Source organism: Nonomuraea sp. MG754425, from assembly GCF_021699195.1.
Classification (GTDB): domain Bacteria; phylum Actinomycetota; class Actinomycetes; order Streptosporangiales; family Streptosporangiaceae; genus Nonomuraea.
Genome location: NZ_SSXE01000123.1, coordinates 1 through 19,750, shown reverse-complemented (window position 1 = coordinate 19,750; position 19,750 = coordinate 1). Strand labels below are relative to the sequence as shown.

Sequence of the window (19,750 nt, the reverse complement as noted above, 5' to 3'; positions counted from 1 at the left end):
CGATTCGAGTCATGCTCCGGTCGTCTCCCGTGGCGTGAAACCCACGCACCGGCCGCCGGTCAGGATCTGCTTGTGGGCGACGTACGGCGGATACGACACGTCGTCGAAGTCGACATATCGATTGAAGTAGCACCACCGACATTCATCGAACCAAGGGCTCAGGAAATCCCGGCCCCGCGCATGTTCGAAGCGCAGTCTCTGATAGGTGGGCCCGTTCCAGATCTCGGCGAAGGAACTAGTCGTCAGATCGCCGATGAGATGTTGTTCGGCGGGGGCTCCGATGAGATGGTCGCAGAATCCCACCTGCCCTCGGTAGTTGACGTAGGAGTACATCCAGGGATGGGTGCAGGTCTTGTTCGTGTGGGCGTCCTGCCCGCTTTCGGGGTACAGAACGGCGTTGAGCTGGACCTCCACCCCGGCGTCGGTGGCCATGGTGACCGCACGGGCGAGCTCATCGTTCAGGGTGTCCTTGTGGAAGGCCAGGTTCTGCGGATCGTCGTTCGCCAGGGTTACCGGATTGAGCTGCACCCGCAGGCCGAGGCGAGCCGCTGTCTCGATGATCCCCGACAGCTCGCCGAGGGCTGGTGACTGCACCACGACGTTGAGATGGATCAGTTCCGTTCCCACACCGCTGCGTTCGGCTTCATCGGCGAGGATTTCCAGGTTCCGCAGGACGACATCCAGCTTCGCGCCGCCGCGGACGGCGGCGAAGGTCCGCGCGTCGGAGGCGTCGAAGGACACGGCTATCAGCGAGCCAGCGGAGACCAGGCGGCGCCATAAGGCCTCGTTTCGCAAGGTCAGGTTCGTGACCAGCCGGAGCCGGCAACCGTAGTCCAGCGCCTCCTCCACGAACCGCGGGAAGTCCCTTCTGATAGTGCTCTCCCCCCAGCCACGCAGGTCCACGATCTCGGCGGTGGGGAACAACTCCTCGGCCACCCGGGTGAACAGCTCGTCGCTCATGTTCCGGTCGCGCCGGAACGGGCCGGAGGAGCGGCACATCGGGCAGGATAGGTTGCAGTTCTCGGTTAGCTCGACGAAGATCACCTGGGGCAGGCTCTCGAGGCAGGTGCTGCGGCTTTCGAACTCTTCGATGTTCTTCCGGCGATTCGACGTGCGCAGATCTTCATAAGGCATCGAGAATCAGGCCCTTCAATGTTCTGATGAACTCCGGGTTGCGGAAGATCGAGTATTCGTAGTGCTCGCCCGCGATGCTGTGGAAGGTTGCTTCCGGCAGAATCGAACTCCACCGTTCGGCGTCGTGCATGGATGGGTTGAGCCCGAAGTGGTGAACAGGGCCGCGGTATTCGGCTGGCGCGTACCCGTCGGCTGCGCACATCACCCGCGCGAACACGCGCAGCTGCCGTTCCAAGGCATCGGAGTCGGCGTCCCAAGTGAGCGCCAGACCCTTCTTCAGAGTGGCGATGACCTCGGTGTCTTTCGGGTCCGCGCTGGGCCGCATGTGGTTTTCAACGCGGCGCAAGAGCTCCCTCAGGCGCCCTTCCATCAGGTCCGCCTCCGACAGCCCTTTCTCCCCGGGCGCTGGCGCGGGAGTGTCGAACATGGCGACGAACCCGAGGGGCACGGCGGACCTCAGACGGCGCGCCACCTCCAGGGCGATCAGGCCCCCGCCGGAGAAGCCCGTCAACATCAGCTTTCCGCTGCCGCTGATCTGCGCCAGCTGCTCGGTGTAGACGTCCGCGAACTGCTCGATGCTGCCGGGAATCTCCTGCTCCCCTGCCAGCCCGGCGGCATGGACCCCGATCAACTGGATGGGCAGTTCATCGCGCAGCATCTGAATCGCGAAGGCATTCCCCGAAGCGGAATGGAAATAGACGAGCGCCGGTCGGGCCGGGTCGTAGTCCTCGGGCAGTTCGAGGCAGCTGGCGGAGTCGGCCTTGAACCTCAGCCTGACCGCCACCGCCTCGACGGTGTCAAGATCGCGCACGTCCGCGCCGGTGATGTCCACGTTCGTGGCCGAGCGCAGGCGTGCCGCGATGGCCTCAGCCCGATCACCGCGCGCCCTGTCACCGCGCCCGTTCGCGGCACGCAGGCTGGTCCGCGCCGTGACGGACGTCACCGATAGCTCCCTCAGGTAGGCGTCGGCGACCAGTGCTTCCAGGTGGTCGCGAAAGCGGTTGGCGTAGTAGCCGGTCACCGGCGGCCTCCTGTGCGTCTCGGCGTGGTCGCCGCCACATCGAGCAGCTTGCGGTAAAGCTCCCGCGTCGGGAGATGCGTCAACGCATCCCGCAGTTGCCTCTCGGCCTCCTGCCGGTGTGCCGCCGCCTGGTCGTCCAGGATGAGCCGCGCTTGAGCGGCGATATAGTTGAGGTGGGTCGCCGCGTTCATCGCGAACGATCGCTCGCCGGTCAGTGAGACCCGTCCCCCCGCCGCGTGATAGGCGTCGAGCATCCTGGCCGCCTCCTCCCCGTGGATCATCGAGCCAGCGACGTACCAGCGCATCAAGGTGGAGGCCAACTCCCGTTCCGCGCTGCCGGCGCCTGCGTCGTCCCAGTCGAGGAGCAGCAGGCCATGGTCATCGCTGAGCACGTTCATGGGCTGGACGTCCAGATGACAAATGATGCGCTCCTCCTCGGAGACGGGGCTTACGAGCTCTGCGAGCTCAGAAATGACCGGTAGCCGCCGCCTCAGCGGATCCGCCCAGGAGAGGCGGGCGTCCAGGGCGGCGCGTACGATCTCCGCCCACTCCTCCTCGACGGGCACGACCTCGTACCACGGATGCACAGGGCCGGTCACCGGCAGGCTCAGACTGTGGAGGCGGCCGAGCAGGTCGCCCAGCGCCGAGGCCGACCGCCGCACGTCCACCGGATCGCCGTCAACCCAACCGTAAAGCCTGGCCATCCTGCCGCCGAGCGAATCAGGCAGCCGGCACAGGTACCGGCCGTCCACCGTCGTGAAGTTCGCCGGCGCCCGCACCCCCGCCGCCACGGCCGCGTCGCGAAAATTCCCTTCATTTCGCGCCGCGTTCTCGTCCATGTCCCAGTAGAAGTGCTTGACCGCGTAATCGCCTTCGCCCAGAGTCAGGCGATATATCTGCCCCATTGCCCCGCGTGCCACTGGCCTTATGTCGCCGCCCGAGCAGGGGTGCAATCCGAAGGCGGCTGCGAGGAATTCGACCAGTTCGGGCTTCGGCTCGAGGAGATCAGTCATTTTCGCTTCCAGGGGTGGCTATGGTTCTCTCGGCTGTCGTCGGCCAGCATAGGGCATGGCCGTGTTCGGCATGCCGGAGTCAGGATTCCGCGTCCGCGAAAAACCCGTGCTCGGCTCGGCGGTGCCGGCTCACTTTGTCTGTACGCTGTTGGAAGCGGTGGTCCCTGTCGCTTTCCGTGATATTACTCGAGGCTTTCACGGCGGCGAAGTCGCCGAAAAGTGGTACCGGCGCGTGAGGCCGGGGACAGCTATTCGAGCGGGGGCCTACGGTCTCTGTACCGGCCCGGCGTTCACACCAACATTGCGGCGCGGGCCAGTTGGGCCTTGTTGCCCAGGCCGAGCTTCCGGCGGACGCGCTTGATGTAGGTGTCGACCGTGTGGCGGCTGATGCCCAGAAGCCGCGCCGTCTGGTCGTGCGTGCGTCCCTGCGCGATGTACTTCAGCACTTCATACTCGCGCCTGGACAAGCCGAGCGGCAGGCCGTCCGCGGAGAGCTCCTCGGCCGTCGCGGCGGCGACGAAGCGCTGCCCGTACGCGACGTGCTGGATGCCGTCCAGTATCGTGGTCAAGGGTGCATTGGAGTACACGAAGCCGAGCGCGCCCGCATGGACGTACTGGTCCGCAGTGCACGGGTCCGCAGGATCGGCGATTATAAGGGTAGCGCTTTCCGGCGCGGGAATAGGTAACTCTACTGAGTCGCCCGGGTAGGGGCTGCAGCCCACCACGGCGACACTTCGGTCACTCGTGCTCTCTCCTTGTCCGCTCAGAACCTCAATGCCGGATTGCGTCTTCAGGAACTGTTCAAGGCCGTACGTACAGATTGGGCTCAGCCCAAGGATCCTGACCCCGATCATGAGCGCCTTTCTTTAGATATGGCAGTGGATGCGACAGCGTGGCATCGGTACTATCTAAGAGCGCTTACCCGGTTAACAACTCTAATGTCAGTCATGGATTCTGACAAGAGCGTAATGTCACCCACCAGATGAATTTACCCAGGATTGGATGACACCTCGTATGCTTTCAAGCACACTACGTGTTCCATAACGGCCGCTTACCAACTCGTGTGCGGCGGCAGTGAGCCGGCCGCGCGACAAAGCATCGTCCAGCACTGTTGCGAGCGCATCGACCTGATCCTCCGCCGTCTCCGCGCGCAGATAGTGCACACCCGGGACCGCGTCGATTCCCTCGATTCCCTTCGCCGTCGAGACCACGGGACATCCTCGGGCGAATGCCTCGAGAATTTTGAATCTGCTGCCCCCGCCGGTCAGCAGCGGGACCAGCAGCACGGAGCCCCTCCACAGCGGCTCTAGGTCGGTGGGATCGGGCACCAACCGGGCATTGTGCGGATACGGCCGCCGCATCAGGGAAACACCGGGACGAGCGCCCGCGATCACCACCTGCGCGCCGGAGGCCCTGCGTGCCAGCAAGGGGCAGATCTCGTCAAGAATCAGGTGCGCGGCCACGACGTTGGGCAGATAGTCGAGCGTTCCCGGAAACAGCACCCGCTGCGGGGCCGCCCCTTCCACGGGCGGTTCGGGGATCGGCACCGCGTTCGGCACGACGGCTACCTGGCCGGGATCGACGCCGTGCGTCGCCGCTAGCAGCCTCCGGTCGTCGTCCGAGCACACCCACACCCCGTCCGCCATGGAGAGCACCGCCCGTTCGACCGCCGCGAACTGCTCGGCCTTCACATCCCAGGATCCGGCTGACCGGCCAGTGTCCGCGCGCCACATCTGCGACTCGACATTGTGCAGGTCCATCACCAGCCCGCTCCCCGCCACGTCGCGAACCGAGTCCAGATAACGGAACAGTTCCAGCCCGCTCACCACGGTCATGTGCGGCTCCAAGCGGCGGACGTGCTCCAGGAGCCGCGCGTCGGCGACGGGGCAGTAGAACCCGCCGCACGGGTCGAGCACCGGAAGCCGGTCGCGTGGCGGCCGTATCTCCACCGACTGGAGAAGGGAGTTGTCCTCAGGCCGCCGGTGCGCGCACGAGGCGGGTCGCGGGCACCCGACTTCCACGGTGAACAGGTCCGCCACCACGTCGATGGCCTCGGCGATCACGCGGCAGCGCATCCCGTACCCGCCGACGCGCCGGTCAGCGGCACCGTTGATGACCAGCAGGATCCGCGGACGGCCAGCGGGGGCCGCCGAGTCCTCCGGCGCCGCACCCGCCGGCCCTGGGTTCGTCGTCATCGCCCGAACTCCGCGGCCCTCGTACGGGCGTCAGTCGCCTCGCCGAGCTCGTCGAGGTAGGCGGCGAAGGCGGAAAGCTCGGGCAGAGAGAACAGCTTGTCCAGAGCGATCTCCAGCCCAGTGATGCGCTGGACGCGGTCCAGCAGTCCGAGCGCTTCCAGGGAGTTCCCACCGAGCATGAAGAAGTCGTCCAGCGGACTCACCGACTCCAGTCCCAGCACCTCCGCCCACACCTCGCACAGCATCCTCTCTGTAGCGCTTACCTCACGCGATACCGCCTCCCCCTGTGAACGCCGATGCGGAGCCCACAGTGCCCGCCGATCCACCTTGCCGTTCGGTGACAGGGGAAGCCCGTCCATCTGGACGAAGTGCGCGGGGACCATCGCGGTCGGCAGCCTTCCGGCGAGCGCGCTCCGGCACGCCCCGGGATCCAGCCGCACGCCCTGCGCCGCCACGACGTAAGCCACGAGGACCGGTTCCTCACCCATGTCGTGACGCGCCATGACGACTGCGTCGCGAACCTGGGGCAGGTCCCGTACGGCGACTGCAACCCCTTCCGGCTCGATGCGGAACCCATGCACCTTCACCTGGTCGTCCAACCGCCCGAGAAACTCCAGGTTCCCATCTCGGCGCCAGCGGACCAGGTCTCCCGTCCGGTACAGCCGGTCGTCGCCACCCCGGCCGAAAGGATCGGGGCGGAAGCGTTCCCGCGTCAGGTCCGGCGACCGCCAGTATCCCCGGGCGACTCCGGCTCCTCCAATGACCAGTTCGCCCTTCGCCCCCACAGGAAGAAGCCGGAACTGCTCGTCAACGACATAGACCGTGGTATTGAATATCGGCCTGCCGATGGTCGGCGCGTCATCCTGGTCATCGTCCACGCGGCTCATGGTCGACCAGATCGTTGTCTCCGTGGGGCCGTACACGTTGTAGACGGCGGGACGCCTTTCACCGCTGAGGCCCGAGCACCACGCCAGAATCTCGCGGGTGACGCTCGCGGACAGCGCCTCCCCACCGCACCAGATCTGCCGTAGACGCGGAAGCGGCATCGCGCCGGACCGCACCAGGCGGAGCAGGATGGACGGAGTCGCCTGCAAGACCGTCACCCCGTGCCGGCGGCAGACCTCCAGCAATTGCTCCGCCCCGGATCGTGCGGAGTCGGCCAGGACAACGGTCCCGCCGCAGCACAGGGGCAGGAGGAGTTCAAGGGCGGCGATGTCGAACCCGACGGAGGTGGCGGCGAGGAAGCGGTCGGCCGCGGTGAAACCCGGCTCGCGGCGGAAGGACTCGATGACGTTGACGAGGTTGCGGTGCTCGACGAGCACGCCCTTCGGCCGCCCGGTGGATCCGGAGGTGTAGAGGAGATAGGCGCCGTCCGTCGGCCGGGGGGTAGGAAGGCTCTGAACCGTCCCTCCCGGGAGCGGTGCGAGGTCGTGGTCAACCGCCAGTGTGAGGACGGGCGCGGCTCCCGCATCCAAGAGGGTGCGCAGGTCCCGCGTGGTGAGCAGCGCGGCGATCCGCGCGTCGTCCGCCAGGCTCTGCAGCCTGGCCGCGGGCAGCTCGGGATCCAGCGGCAGGTACGCCGCGCCAGCCCAGTGCACGGCGATCATCGCCACCACGAGACGCCGGTCACGGGGAAGGCAGAGCCCCACCACGTTGTCCGGGCCCTGCCGGAGAAGGGGCCGGAGCCGCCGCGCCAGTGCGAGGGCGCGGCCGACGAGCTCGTGATAGGCCATCTCGCCGTACCGGTCGATCAGCGCGCGATCCCGTGGCGATCGGGTGGCAGCTTCGACGATCAGCTCCGGCGCGGACGGTCCGTCGTCGCCAGCCGCCGTACCGCACCACTCCTCCAAAAGGACCCGCCGCTCCGCGGCCGAGAGCCGGGTCGCCTCGCCGATCTCGGCGAGTGGACGGCCCGGCTCCGCGGTCACGCCTTCCAACAGCCGGCCATACCAGTCGGCAAGTAGGGCGATCGTGCTCGGCTCGAAAAGCGCCGCCGAGTACTCGAACGAGCAGGAAAAGCCATCGGCCGTCGGCGTGACCTGGAGCAGCAGATCCAGCTTCGCCGTCGAAGTGTCCGACTCCAGCCGCCGCACCTCGACTCCTGGCAGCCTGAGCGTCTGGCCGTCGTCGTACAAGGTGAACGCCACCTGGACGAGCGGCGATCGGGACGGGTCCCGGCGCGGTGCGAGCAGATCGACCAGCGAGACGAAGGGGTAGTCACGGTGGCCGAGCGCCCGCAGGACCGTGATCCTGGTCCTGCGCAGCAGAGTGTCGAAAGAGGGCGCCGCGGACAGGTCCATCCCGAACACCACGGTGTTGATGAGCGGGCCGACGACGTCGCGGAATCTCTCGTCCGTCCGCAGGCTGACCGGCGAGCCAATGAGCATGCTCTCCTGCCCGCTCCACTGCCCCAGCAGCACGGCGAACAGGCTCAGATGCGCCATGAACGGGGTGGTGCCCATAGACCGGGCGAGCTCGTGGAAGGCCCGCGCCCGCTCGGCGGGGATGTGGAAGCGATGAGTGGCTCCCTCCGGGCTCCAGCGGGCCGGACGCGGCCGGTCGGCCGGAAGGTCCAGCACCTGGGCGTAACCGGACAGCTCACCCGCCCAGAAGAATTCGTCCGCGGAACGTTCCGCCTGCCGGCCCGCTTCCAGCAGGGCGTAGTCGGCGTATTGGAAGGGCGAGAGCACGGGGCGAGACGGATCCGCCTCGCGCAGGCCGCAGTAGTACGCGGAGATGCGCTGTTGCAGGATGCCAAGGGACACCTGGTCGGCGAAGGCGTGGTGCACGACGAACACCAGGCAGCTGAGGCCGTGCCCGGCCCGGATCAGCGCGGCCCGCGCCGCCGGAGCGGCGGTGGGGACGATGGGCTCCCTGATGAGCCGATTGGCGATCTCCAGAGCCTTGGCCCTGGATCCGGCCTCAACACGTTCCAAGGGGAGAACGCACCGGGCGTGGACGAGCTGCACCAGCCCCTGGTCGCGCGCTTCGAGGCTGGTACGCAGCGCGGCGGCGTCGGCGACAACGGCGGCGAGAGCCCTTTCCAGACCATCCTCGCTGGCCTGTCCGCGCAGCCAGAAACGCAGCGCCATGTTGTTCTGCGCCGTCGCTGGGGCCAGGTGCTCGGCGAACCAAAACTGCTGCTGAATCGCCGAAGCGGGAACGACGACGTGACCGTCGCCGGAGACGTCGTGGGGCTCGCGCACGGTCATGCCACTTCCAGCGAGGTCAGGTACTGCTCCAGGGCACGCGGGTCGAGCGAGGTGATGAAGGCGTGGGCGGCGGCCCTCGACCGGGCGGAGACGTCCTCGTACACGGCAGGTTCGGACAACAAGTGGGACAGCGTGTGCTTCCAGGGCTCCAGCGGCTGCTCGGGCACGGTGGCGACCAACTCGCCCGCCGAGCGCCGATACTCCTTGATGGGCCGCACCGGCAGGCTGTAGGGAACGCCCAGCTTGGCCTCCACCAGCCCCGCGATCTCGGTTGCGATCACGGGGACGCCGTGCGCCATGGCCTCCACGCAAGTGTATCCGAACGTCTCGTCCCACAACGAAGGCATGAGCAGGACCCGTGCGGAGGCGAGGATCGGCGAGAGGTCGGCGACCGGCCGTTGGATGACCACATGGGGGCGGCGTCGCAGAGCCGCCAGGTCGTCGCCGTTCGTGCCCCAGGTCGGGATCGCCATGAACCGCCTGCTGGGAAACGCGTCGGCCAGCGCCAGGAAGATGGAGATGCCTTTGACATCACACGGGTTGACCATCAGGACGTGCTCTCTGCGTATCGCGGGTGCGTCAGACGGCGGCAGACGATATACGTGTGGCTTGATCACCGTCGCGGCGATCCCCGCGTGCCGCAGGAGATGCCGGGCCGCCGCGTCGCTCACCGAGATGACGCCCGCGACCTTGCGCAGCAACGCGGTTCCCGCCGTGCTCGGGTAGAACGCGTTCGGGCCGAACGGCAACTGCTGGATCGTGTGCGTGACGTAGACCACCCGACCGGGAGCGAACGCCAGGGCGGCCCCGAGCATGAGCTGCCCTGGATCGTCGGAGGGGACCAGCACCCAGTCGGGGCGGGCCTCGCGGACCAGCCGCGCGGCCGCCGAAGGCAGCGCCCTGCCCGGCGCGAACCTCACCCGGACCTTCGAGATGGTCTTCTCCTCCGCGGCGCCGCCGTCCCCGGCGCGGGCGAGCACGAGGCATTCGTGGCCCCTTGCCGCCAGTTGCTCCATCCACAGGCGACTGCTTCTGTTGGCACCGCCGACGGCCGGTTCGTAGAACATGTTCTGCAGGAGAACAATCCGCATGCCAAACCCATCCTGGTAGCGGCCATGACTTCCGGAAATTATTCGGTGTTCGCCACCACGAGTTCTGCCATGCCGCGGACGGTGAAACCGGATTCATAGAGATCGTCCACCATGAGCTCCACCGAAAAGGCGTCGCTAATCGCCGCCATCAGCATGACGAATGCGTGCGAGTCGCCTCCGAGCAGGAAGAAGTCGGAGTCGCTGAGAACGGACATGGGGTCGAGATTCAGCAATGTGGCCCACAGGGCGACAATCTCGCGTTCGGTGTCGTTCAGCCATGTATGGGTCATGTAAACCGGTCGCCAGCCCTTCTCTGCGCATCGGGCGGTACGGGGCGCCGCGGAAATCGGATCGCGCTTACCAAGCCTCTCGCCGGTCCGAGCCAAAGGCACGTCCCAGAAATCAGGTACACGTTCTCCGGCGGCGGCTGCTCTGGAAATCCTCCGTCCGGCCGTGCCACAATCGCGACGATGACGGGGCGGGAGGATTTCCCTCGATGACGCAAAGCCCGCAGCTCTCGGTAATCATCCCCACTTACAACAGGGCCAGGCCGCTCTGGCGCACGCTCGAAGCGTTGGCCCGGCAGCGCATGCCGCTCGACGATGTCGAAGTCGTGGTGGCCGACGACGGGTCATCCGACGCGACCCGCGAAGTTGTCACGTCCTTCACCGGGCGCATCCCGCTGCGCTACCACTTCCAGCCCGACCTCGGGTTCCGCGCCGGCGCCGCGCGAAACGAAGGCGCCCGACTGGCGGCGGCCCCCGTGCTGGCGTTTCTGGACACCGGAATCCTGGTCGGGCCGGATTTCGCCCGCACGCATCTGGAAGCGCACCGAAGCGCGGACCTGGTGATCGGATACACCTTGGGGTACGACCCCGCCGCTGCACGCGTGGACTGGGCGGCGCTCGCCGACGAATTGCTCCCGGAGCAACTGATGGCGCGCCTGCGCGACGAGCCGTATTTCCAGGACGTGCGGCACGCCGCCCTCGCCCGCACGAAGTTCGCGATGGACCGCCTCGCCGCCCCTTGGTTTTTCACCTGGACCGCCAACTTGTCGGTGAAAGCCGAGCACTTCTGGGCCGTCGGCGCGTTCGATGAGGAGTTTCGCGGGTGGGGGCTGGAAGACCTCGAATTAGGATACAGGCTCGTCCGCGCGGGCGCGCGGGTCGGCCTGTCACGGCAGGCTTGGGGCATAGAGTCCACGCACGAGCACGACCCGGCCGGGAAGGCCGCCAGTAGCCTGCAGAACGTCCACCGGTTCGTGACCAAGCATCAGCATCCGCTGCTGGAATTGTTCGCCGCCCTCTATACGAGGAAGATCGGCTCCTTAGAAGAGGAATACTGGAGTGTCGAGGAGTGGTACCGCGAGCTGATCGCCTGGACGCGTCAGGTCGGTGCCCTGGACGTACGGGATGAGCTGGCACGCGCGTCTGAAGGCGGTCCCGGCCGGATCGCCGTCTTCGGCAGTGGCCGCAGCGCTCCACAAGACTGGCCGGGCTCGTGCGCCCTCGTGGAGTTCGACCTCGGCGCGCTGGAGGCGTGCGCAGACGGGCGGTATCACCGTGTCCACGGTGTAGGGCTGCGCACCCCCTTCGCCGACCGGTCCTTCGACCTGGTGATCATCTCGTCTCGCATGCGCGGCCTGTGGGACACCTGGCGGACGCAGCTGCTCGCCGAGGCACACCGCATCGGCAGGAAGGTACGCGTGACGTTCGCCGCGTGAGCGGACGCCCGCACTACTCCGCCGCGCTCGCCGGGCGTTCCTCTTCACTCGGCCTCACCGATCGCTCACGCACCAGCTCCGCCATCGACGACAGCGTCCGCCCTTCCAGCAGCAGACCTAGGCTCAGCTCCACACCGAAGGTGTCGCGAATCCGCGCCACCAACTCGACCAGCGTAAGGGAGTTCCCACCGACGTCGAAGAAATCCTGATCAGGCCGGATTCCCGGGATGCCCAGGAGTCGTGCCCACAGGTCGCCCAGCACGTCCTCCACGGAGGAGGACTCAACGGAGGCGGCCCCCGCCCGCGCTGATCCCGCCACTTCCCCCTCTGGCCTGCCAGCCACTCCCCCGTAGGGCCGGCCGGCGACCTCATCGTCGGAGGGTGCCAGCGTGCCGGGCCGTCCACGCTCCAACGGTACGGGCCGGTCATCGGCGAAGGGACGGATGAGCACGTGCCCGGTCATGCCGGAGCCCAGGAGGCGAAGCAGCAGTTCCACGCCAGTTGCCGGATCGAGGCCGTCGCTCCCGGCCCCGCGGGCGGCAGCAGGCCGAGCCGACCCCCGAGCCGCCGCCTCACGCAGCCGATCCTCGTCGATCTCCATCATGGTGAACCCCTCGACGCAAGCCAGCACCGCGCCCGTGTCGTCGATCAGGTCCAGGTTGCCTGAGGGCGCGTTGACGGAAGCCAGCACGTCCCGCCTGACATGCGCATGGAAGCCTGCGGGGAGATCATTATACACCACCATCTTCCTGCAGAAGAAGGGCACCGAGGACACTGAAGCGCCGCCGCGCACGGCCGACATCGCCGTGTCGAGCATCGCCGGATGCAAGGCGTGCCGCAACACGTCGGAGTGGAACGGCCTGGGGAGCTCCACCCGCAGCAACTGCTCGGCGCCGACGGTGCGGATCGCGGTCAGGTTTCGCCACCTCGGCCCCAGCGTGAAAACCCGGCCGCCGCGCCGCGGCGACGCGGGCGTAGCGTCCGCGTCGAACCGCCGGCGCAACGCGTCGAGATCCGCCTTCGGGCAGGCGACCGGCGTCCGGCTGATCCGGGCGGTCAGGTGGACGACCGGCGGGCCGTCTCCGCCGACCGGGCGGGAGGACACTTCGAGGTCGAACTGCGTGCCCGCCTTATCTGGACGGAAGGCCAGCCGGATAAGGCGGGCACGCTCATCCAGGAACGGGGCGCGGAACACGATGTCGGACAGCTCGATCGGTTCGGGTCCCGGGCTCGAAGCCACCTCGCGGAACGCGTGGACCGCCAGATCCAGGTACGCCGTTCCGGGCAGCAGCGGCACCCGACCGGCCCTGTGCTCATCGAGCACCCAGTCCTCGAACGCGCTCAACTCGGCCTCCCAGACGAGCGTCCCCGCCACTCCGTCCGGGCCGGCCGCGCCCTCTGGGGCTTGCGCGCTCCGGACGCCTGCAGGAGCCTCGCCGTGTTCGGCGACCGCGGCACGGACCGCCTGATTGAGCGCCGAGATGTCCACGCCGCTCCGCGCCGACATCCCCACCGCGCGCCACACCGGCCAGCCGATGCTCAGCACCCGCCCGCCTGCCAGCCGCGAGACGCCGGCCGCCGCGTCCAGGTACGCGTTGGCGACGGCGTAGTCCGCGTTGCCGAGCAGGCCGTCGACGGCGGCCCGGCTGGAGAAGCAGACGGTGAAGTCGAGCTCGGAACGGTGCGCGAAGGCGCTTTCCAGACACGACATCCCCACGACCTTCGGAGCGAGGACCGCGGCCGCGTCGGCGGCCTGGCGGAAGGCCAGCATTCGGCCGCCCGGCAGGCCCGCCAGGTGGAAGACCCCGTTGACCGGCCCCCATCGGTCCGTTACCCGGTCCAGCGTCCGTTCGAGCCCGGCAAGGTCGGTGACGTCACAGACGTACGCCTCCGCGGCGGCGCCCTGCGCCCGGATCTCCGCTAGGACGGCCTCCGTCGCTTCGTCGGGAGCGTGACGCGCCAGCAGAGCCAGCCGCGGCTGCGCTCCGGTGCCCGCCAGTCCCTTGGCCACCTGGAGCCCGAGACCGCCGATGCCCCCCGTGATCAGGTAGACGCCTCCCTCCCGTAAGGGAGCCGGAGCTCCGCCCAATGGCGGAAGGGGCCGTTCGACGCGGGTCCATCGACGTCGCCCGCGCAGGACCACGCCCGGCTCCGGGCGTTCGTGCAGCAACTCGGCGGCGAGAAGCTCGGGCTTGACCCGTGCGTCTATGTCGACGGCCGAGCACGCGGCGGACGGCAGCTCGGCCCCCAGCGTGCGGATCAGCGCGTGCAGGGCGGCTCGGCTCGGTTCGACCTCCTCAGATCCCGAGATGTCGGCGGAGCGCGTGGCGATCAGCATCAGGCGGGCACGGGACGCCCAGCGGTCCGAGGACGTCGCGAGCCGGACGAGGGCCAGCAGGTCGGCGAATCGCTCGTTCAGCGCGTGAGCGCCGTCCCCACCGGGCGTGCACTCGCGGGTGGTGCCCACGGCGTCGATGACCGCCCATGGTGCCGTGCCTGCCAGGTGAAGCGCCTCCATCACCCGTTCCAGGTCTTCGGCCGCCCCAGGGCGGACTTGGAACCCGTCGGGAAGCGCAGCGAAGGACGGGCCTCGCCGGACCGACGCCGACCGCAGCCCTGCCAGCCGCACCGCGCGCAGGACGGGTTCGGCGTCCTCGGCGTTCTCGGGGAGCAGCACCAGCACCGCGTGCTCGTCCAGGCCAGTCCGTGACGGGCCTGGGCCCGCCTGCTCCACCCAGCCGATCTCGCTGGTCGCGCCACCCACGGCCGGGTCGTCGGCGGAGGCGGGAGGCGCGCTCACCGGGGCGGGCGGGTCCGGCCAGTACCGTACGCGTTCGTAGGGGTATCCGGGCACCGGGACGCGGACGTCCGGCGGCGTCTGCCCCGCGGCGGACCAGTCGATCGGCTGTCCGGCCACCCACAGGCGGGCCGCGGCGTCGAGCACCGACTCGTGGTCCGGGCTGCCCCTGCGTAGGGTGGTGATAACGCTGCACCACGACGCGTCCCGATGGCCTCTGGCCAGGGCGGCCAGGGTCGCCTGCGGCCCCACTTCCAGCAGCGCCGAGGGTCGCGTGCCGAGCAGTGCGCCGAGCGCGTCGTGGAAGCGCACCGGCGTCGCCAGCGCCGTGGTCCAGTGGTCAGGGTCGGCTAGTTCCTCGGGGCCGGCCCGCCCGCCCGTCGTGGCGGAGTAGAGAGGGATGGTAGCGGGCGCGGCGGCGATGCCGTCGAAGGCGCCGTTCCACACCCTTGCGGCGGCCCGCCAGCCAGGATGGTGGAAGGCTGCGGCCACCTCGAGACGGCGCGCCGCGATCCGCTGGGCGGTCAGCGTGCCCGACAGAACGGCAAGCTCATCCTCGGGGCCGGCCACCACCACCTGCCGTTCGCCGTTCACTGCGGCCAGGGCGAGCGACCCGTGCAGCAGGGGCCGGACCCTGTCCTCGCCCGCGCCGACCGCGAGCATCCCGCCCGGCACCGGGTTCTCGATCATGGCGGTGGAACGCGCGGCGACCAGACGGACCGCGTCCGGGAGTGAGAAGACGCCGGCGACCGCGGCGGCGGCCACCTCGCCGAGACTGTGCCCGAGCACGGTGGCCGGGGTTACGCCCCACTCCCGCCACATTGCCGCCAGGGCGTACTCGACGGAGAAGAGCAGCGGTTGCGAGGCCGCGGGCTCGACTGAGCCTCCTGTCAGCACGGCATAGAGCGGCGCTCCCTGCTGCTCGAACAGCTCCACGCATTCGTCCATCGCTATCGTGAACGCCCGTACCGTGCCGTACAGCTCGCGGGCCATCCCGCCGTAGCCGGCGCCTTGTCCGGGGAACAGGAAGGCGACGGAGCACTCGGCGTCAGCTCGCCCGGTGGCCACCCTCGCGGACTCACCCCGCAACAGCTCCCGAGCGGTCGCGGCGCTGTCCGCGACCAGGGCGCCACGGACCGGGTGCGCGGTACGGCCGTGTTGCAGCGTGGCGACCGCGTCGGAGAAGACCGTCTCAGGCTGATCCGCGAAGAACGCGCCGAGCCTGCTGCGCAGCGCCTTCTCTCCTGCCGGGCTGCCGGCGGACCAGATCACCACGCGCGGCCTAGCGTCGCCCGGCCGCTCACGAGATGGGGGTCCTTCGCCCAGGATGACGTGGGCGTTCGTCCCGCCGATGCCCAGCGAAGTGACCGCGGCGGTTCTCGGCAGCCCCGGCGTACGCGGCCACGGCAGCAGCTCAGTGTTGATCCGGAACGGCGTCCTGTCCAGCTCCAGCCGCGGATTGACGGTCTTCAAATTCACCGTGGCCGGAATGCCGCCGTGGTCCAGGGCCAGGACGGTCTTGATGAAGCCCACGATGCCCGCCGCCGCCCCGACATGGCCCACGTTCGACTTCACCGAACCCAGCACGCAGGAGCCGAGGGGCAACGGCCGGTTGCTGAGTTCGGCATACGCCTTGGCCAGAGCGCCGACCTCCAGCGGGTCGCCGAGCGCGGTCCCCGTTCCGTGCGCCTCGACATACCCGATGTCGAGCGGCGACACCCCGGCCAGCAGCATCGCCTCCTTCACCACGGCCACTTGCCCGGCCATTCCAGGCGCGCTGAAGCTCACCCTCTGCGCCCCATCGTTGTTCACCGCGCTGCCCAGGACGCGCGCCAAGATGCGATCCCGGTCGGCCACGGCGTCCGCCTCACGCTTGAGTACCACGGCGCCGGCGCCGCTGCCGAAGACGGTCCCGGAGGCGGCGGCGTCGAACGGCCGGCAGTGGCCGTCGCGCGAGGTGATGCTGTGGGGAGTCCACAGGCGCCCCCTCGTAACGCGCGGATCCATGACCGAGCCGCCGACCAAGGCCACGTCGCACTCGCCCGACCGCAGGGCCTGCGCGGCTACGTGCAACGCGACCAGGGTGCTGGAACAGGCGCTGAGCACGGTCATCGCCGGGCCATGGAGATTTAGCTTGTACGCGACAAGCGTCGCCAGGTAGTCCGGCTGGTTGAGCGTCTGCGCCAGGGTATGGTCCGACCCGGTCAGATCCGGCCGCGGGTAGAGGTATTCGGGCAGGTAGCCGTTGGGGCCGACGGAGCCGAAGACACCCACGCTGTCACGCAGCGCGAACGGGTCGTACCCGGCGTTCTCCACCGCGCTGTGGCATATCTCCAGGAACACCCGGATCTGCGGGTCGCAGAGCACCGCCTCGCGCGGCGTCATGCGGAAGAAGGCCGCGTCAAAGTACTCGGGGTCCGGCATGAGAGGCACGCGGCGAACGAAGTCGGGGTTGGCCAGTTCCTCCTCGGTGACGCCACAGGCCCGGAGCTCGTCCTCGCCCCTTTCCGTGACCGACTCGTTTCCGGCGGCGAGGTTGCGCCAGAACTGGTCCAGGTCAGATGCGCCGGGCATGCGGCAAGCCATGCCCACAACCGCGATGGCCTCCGGAACGTCGTCCACGTCTCTCATCTGCCTTCCTGTCGAATACGTGCGCGCAGTTCGCGGCGCTCCTCCGCGGTGGAGTGTCGGTGTCCGGCGGGCGCGGCGGGCGGCGAGGCAGACCGAGGGGGAAGGGCGGTCACATCATCGACGAGACGTGTCGCCAGCGTGTTCATGTTCGTGAACATGAACAGCAGCCACAGGGGCAGCTCGCGATCCAGCGCCGCGACGAGCCGAGTATGGATCTCCACGAGTTGGATCGAGTCGACTCCGGCCTCGAAGAAGTTCGCATCAGGGGCGATGACCATGCCCGTGACCTCGCGGATCAGCCGATCGAGCAGTGCGAGTGCGGCCTTGTCGTCCAACACGTCCGTCATCGGTACACGGCCCTTTCTGTCTGTCCGCGAACGTACGCAGCGAGCGCGGCAGGCGTAGGCGCGCGGAAAACGGTGCCCAGATTCAGATCGACCTCGAACTCGGCAGCCACGAGTGCCGCGAGCCTGGCGGCCAGGATGGAGGTCCCGCCCGTCAGGAAGAAGTTGGCGTCCCGGTCGGCTGGCGGGCGGTGCAGCACCTCGCTCCACACCCGCGCCAGCCGGGCCTCGACCTCATCGGCCGACCCGTACGCCGTGCCGAGAAGGGCCGTCCCAGCGCCCTCCACAGTGCCGTCGGCGGGCAACGACGCGAAGTCCAGCTTCCCGTTGAGCGTCTGCGGGAGGGCGTCCAGCACGGCGATCCGATTCGGCAGGCTGTGCGCGGGAAGCCTCGTTCGAGCGTGCTCCCACAACTCAGCGGCCAGTCCCGGCCGGTCCTCCGCCTCGACGTATGCGATCAGCCGGCCGTCGGCGGACGGATCTCCGCGCAGCGCCACGCCCGCCGCCCGGACCTCCTCATGCTCTTCCAGAACGCCCTCCACCTCGGACAGCTCGATGCGGTTGCCGCGCAGCTTGATCTGGCGGTCCCGCCGGCCAAGCAGTTCGATTCGCCCGTCCCGGCGCAGTTTCGCCAGGTCACCGGTACGGAAGCAGTGCTCGCCGTCCGGGCCGGCCGCGAACCGCCCGGCCAGTTCAGGCCGGTTGTGGTATCCGTCCGCCACTCCGGCACCGCTCACGCAGAGCTCGCCGATCACCTCCGGCGGCACGCAGCGGCCACGGGCGTCCTGGATGTGCACACGGGTGTTGGCGATGGGGCGCCCCACCGTGATCCGCTGGTCGTCGGCGGAGAGTTCGGCGACGGTGGACCAGATGGTGGTCTCCGTCGGTCCGTACACGTTCAGCACCCGGGAGCCGGCGGCGCAGAGCGTGCGGAAGAGGGACGGGGGCAGTGGTTCGCCACCACAAAGGAGAGTGCGGCCGGTGAACGCGCCGCTCACCTCGGCCGTGGCCAACCGCCAAGTGGTTGGGGTGGCCTGCACCACCGTGACGTGGGCGTTCTCCACGAGTTCAAGCAGGAGGGGGGGATTCGTGCGCGCCGCGTCCGGCGCCACGACTACTCGGCCCCCCGAGACCAGGGGGAGGCACAGCTCGAGGGCGGAGATGTCGAAGGTGAAGGTCGTTGCCCACAGCATCGCGGTCTCGGAGCACGCGTCTAGCCGGCGGGCGAAGTCCCGTACGACATTGGCGAGGTTGCCGTGCCGTACGCGCACGCCCTTGGGCCTGCCGGTGGAGCCGGAAGTGTAGATGAGATAGGCGAGGTCACCGGGCGCGACGTCCGGGTCTTCACGGGGTTTGGGCCGCCGGGGTGTCCCGGCGGCATCGGCGGGCAGGTCCAGCCGTCCGGCCCGGCAGCGGGGCGGCAACGCGTGCCCGCCGATCAGCACGCGGCAGTTCGCGTCGTCGAGCTGGCTGATGAGGCGCTCAGCGGGGTGTTCGGGATCGAGCGGCAGGTATGCCGCGCCAGCGGACCAGACGCCCAGGACGGCCGCCGCCATGCTCATGCCGCGCGGCATCGCCACCCCGACGACGTCACCCCGGCCGATGTCGTGCCCGCCCAGCATGCGCCCGATCGCGGCAGCGGCGTTCTCCAGTTCCCAGTACGTGTACGCCCGATCCCCGTCCAAGAGTGCGACGGCCGTCGGTGTGGCCGCCGCCCATTGGGACACCAGGCCCGGCACCGTTGCCGGCCCTGTCCACTCGACCGCAGTGTCGTTGATCCTTTCGAGAAGGTCGATCTCGGCTCGTGTCCGCAGCTCGAAGTCGCCTACCGCGCGGTCAGGTTCGTCGCCCGCCTGGGCCAGCACCGACTGGATTCGCTCCAGCAGCGCCTCCGCGAACGCCCGATCATGGACTTCCGTGCTGTAGACCAGCCGCATCAGAAACTCGTCCGCGGATCGCTCGATGATCAGTTCCAGGTCAAATCTCGTCAGCCCCGTCGGCACGTCGACGGCGCTGTTCCCGCCTGGCGATCCGGGCGGGCGCAGGCGGTAGTTGAACACGTGCCGGATCAGGCCGGACCGCCACCACAGCGGATCGTCGCGCACCGAGCCGAGATCGGGCACCAGCGTCTCAAACGAGACGTCGGCGTGTTCGACGGCGGTCATCAACTCGGTGGCGGCCGACCTCGCCAGCTTCACGAACCCGGCGTCCAGATCGGCCGTCATCCGGAGCGGAAGGGTGGAGACGTGGTAGCCGATGTCGCGGGCGTGAGCCGTGCCCCGGTTGTTCACGACGACCCCGACCACGCAGTCCTCTGCGGCCCCCTGCGACCGCAGCGCCAGCAGGTACGCACTCAGCATGACCGCCGCGTCCGTGCTGTTGCCGCGTCTGCGCAGGTCGTTTACTGCGCCCACGACGGTCTCGGGCAGGACCCGCCTCACCTCCTCTCCGGAGAAGGCCGGAGGGTCGGCGTAGGCACCGGCCGGGTCGAGCCGCATACCGCCGGGGTCAAGCCCGCGCAGCCGCTCACGCCAGTAGCGCATGGACTCCGGGCGCGTGGGTGGGGCAGGCACGGGCTCGGGGGGCGGC

The 19,750-nt window shown here is 68.8% G+C and carries 12 protein-coding genes; 1 reads left to right on the top strand and 11 read right to left on the bottom strand.

The genetic code is table 11. The features are described from left to right. Nucleotides 1–9: 9 nt before the first annotated feature. The 8 genes from FAF44_RS34595 to FAF44_RS34560 form a co-directional block, all read right to left on the bottom strand. Complete coding sequence (locus tag FAF44_RS34595) at nt 10–1,134, bottom strand: radical SAM protein (RefSeq protein ID WP_237107550.1); 1,125 nt, start codon at nt 1,132–1,134, stop codon at nt 10–12. Beyond that, nucleotides 1,124–2,155: a thioesterase domain-containing protein gene (locus FAF44_RS34590; RefSeq protein WP_237107549.1), complete on the bottom strand. Its 1,032-nt coding sequence runs from the start codon at nt 2,153–2,155 to the stop codon at nt 1,124–1,126. Before FAF44_RS34590 ends, FAF44_RS34595 begins: the two co-directional genes overlap by 11 nt. Further along, nucleotides 2,152–3,168, bottom strand: coding sequence for a phosphotransferase enzyme family protein (locus FAF44_RS34585; protein WP_237107548.1), 1,017 nt, complete (start codon nt 3,166–3,168; stop codon nt 2,152–2,154). Before FAF44_RS34585 ends, FAF44_RS34590 begins: the two co-directional genes overlap by 4 nt. 290 nt (nt 3,169–3,458) lie before the next feature. Further along, nucleotides 3,459–4,022 carry a LuxR C-terminal-related transcriptional regulator gene (locus FAF44_RS34580; protein ID WP_237107547.1) on the bottom strand — a complete coding sequence of 188 codons (564 nt, stop codon included), beginning with the start codon at nt 4,020–4,022 and terminating at the stop codon, nt 3,459–3,461. Between the two features lie 117 nt (nt 4,023–4,139). Then, nucleotides 4,140–5,363 (bottom strand): glycosyltransferase, encoded by a 1,224-nt coding sequence (locus tag FAF44_RS34575; RefSeq protein ID WP_237107546.1) that lies wholly within the window; start codon nt 5,361–5,363, stop codon nt 4,140–4,142. After that, complete coding sequence (locus FAF44_RS34570) at nt 5,360–8,575, bottom strand: amino acid adenylation domain-containing protein (protein WP_237107545.1); 3,216 nt, start codon at nt 8,573–8,575, stop codon at nt 5,360–5,362. Before FAF44_RS34570 ends, FAF44_RS34575 begins: the two co-directional genes overlap by 4 nt. Then, nucleotides 8,572–9,666: a glycosyltransferase family 4 protein gene (locus FAF44_RS34565; protein ID WP_237107544.1), complete on the bottom strand. Its 1,095-nt coding sequence runs from the start codon at nt 9,664–9,666 to the stop codon at nt 8,572–8,574. The genes FAF44_RS34570 and FAF44_RS34565 overlap by 4 nt, the downstream gene beginning before the upstream one ends. A 38-nt stretch (nt 9,667–9,704) precedes the next feature. Beyond that, nucleotides 9,705–10,058, bottom strand: coding sequence for an acyl carrier protein (locus tag FAF44_RS34560; RefSeq protein WP_237107543.1), 354 nt, complete (start codon nt 10,056–10,058; stop codon nt 9,705–9,707). 104 nt (nt 10,059–10,162) lie between these two features. Between FAF44_RS34560 and FAF44_RS34555 the strand changes: the two genes are divergently transcribed. Further along, nucleotides 10,163–11,389, top strand: coding sequence for a glycosyltransferase (locus FAF44_RS34555; RefSeq protein WP_237107542.1), 1,227 nt, complete (start codon nt 10,163–10,165; stop codon nt 11,387–11,389). A 13-nt stretch (nt 11,390–11,402) separates the two neighbouring features. On the opposite strand, the gene FAF44_RS34550 is transcribed toward FAF44_RS34555, so the two are convergent. From FAF44_RS34550 to FAF44_RS34540, 3 genes are read right to left on the bottom strand one after another with little or no spacing between them, the layout of a single operon-like run. Continuing rightward, entirely contained in the window at nt 11,403–16,817 is a 5,415-nt protein-coding gene (locus tag FAF44_RS34550; RefSeq protein ID WP_272895415.1) for a type I polyketide synthase, read from the bottom strand. After that, nucleotides 16,814–17,164 carry an acyl carrier protein gene (locus tag FAF44_RS34545; protein ID WP_237107540.1) on the bottom strand — a complete coding sequence of 117 codons (351 nt, stop codon included), beginning with the start codon at nt 17,162–17,164 and terminating at the stop codon, nt 16,814–16,816. The genes FAF44_RS34550 and FAF44_RS34545 overlap by 4 nt, the downstream gene beginning before the upstream one ends. After that, on the bottom strand, nt 17,161–19,704 hold the full coding sequence (locus FAF44_RS34540) for an amino acid adenylation domain-containing protein (protein ID WP_272895414.1): 2,544 nt from the start codon (nt 19,702–19,704) through the stop codon (nt 17,161–17,163). Before FAF44_RS34540 ends, FAF44_RS34545 begins: the two co-directional genes overlap by 4 nt. Between the last annotated feature and the right edge of the window lie 46 nt (nt 19,705–19,750).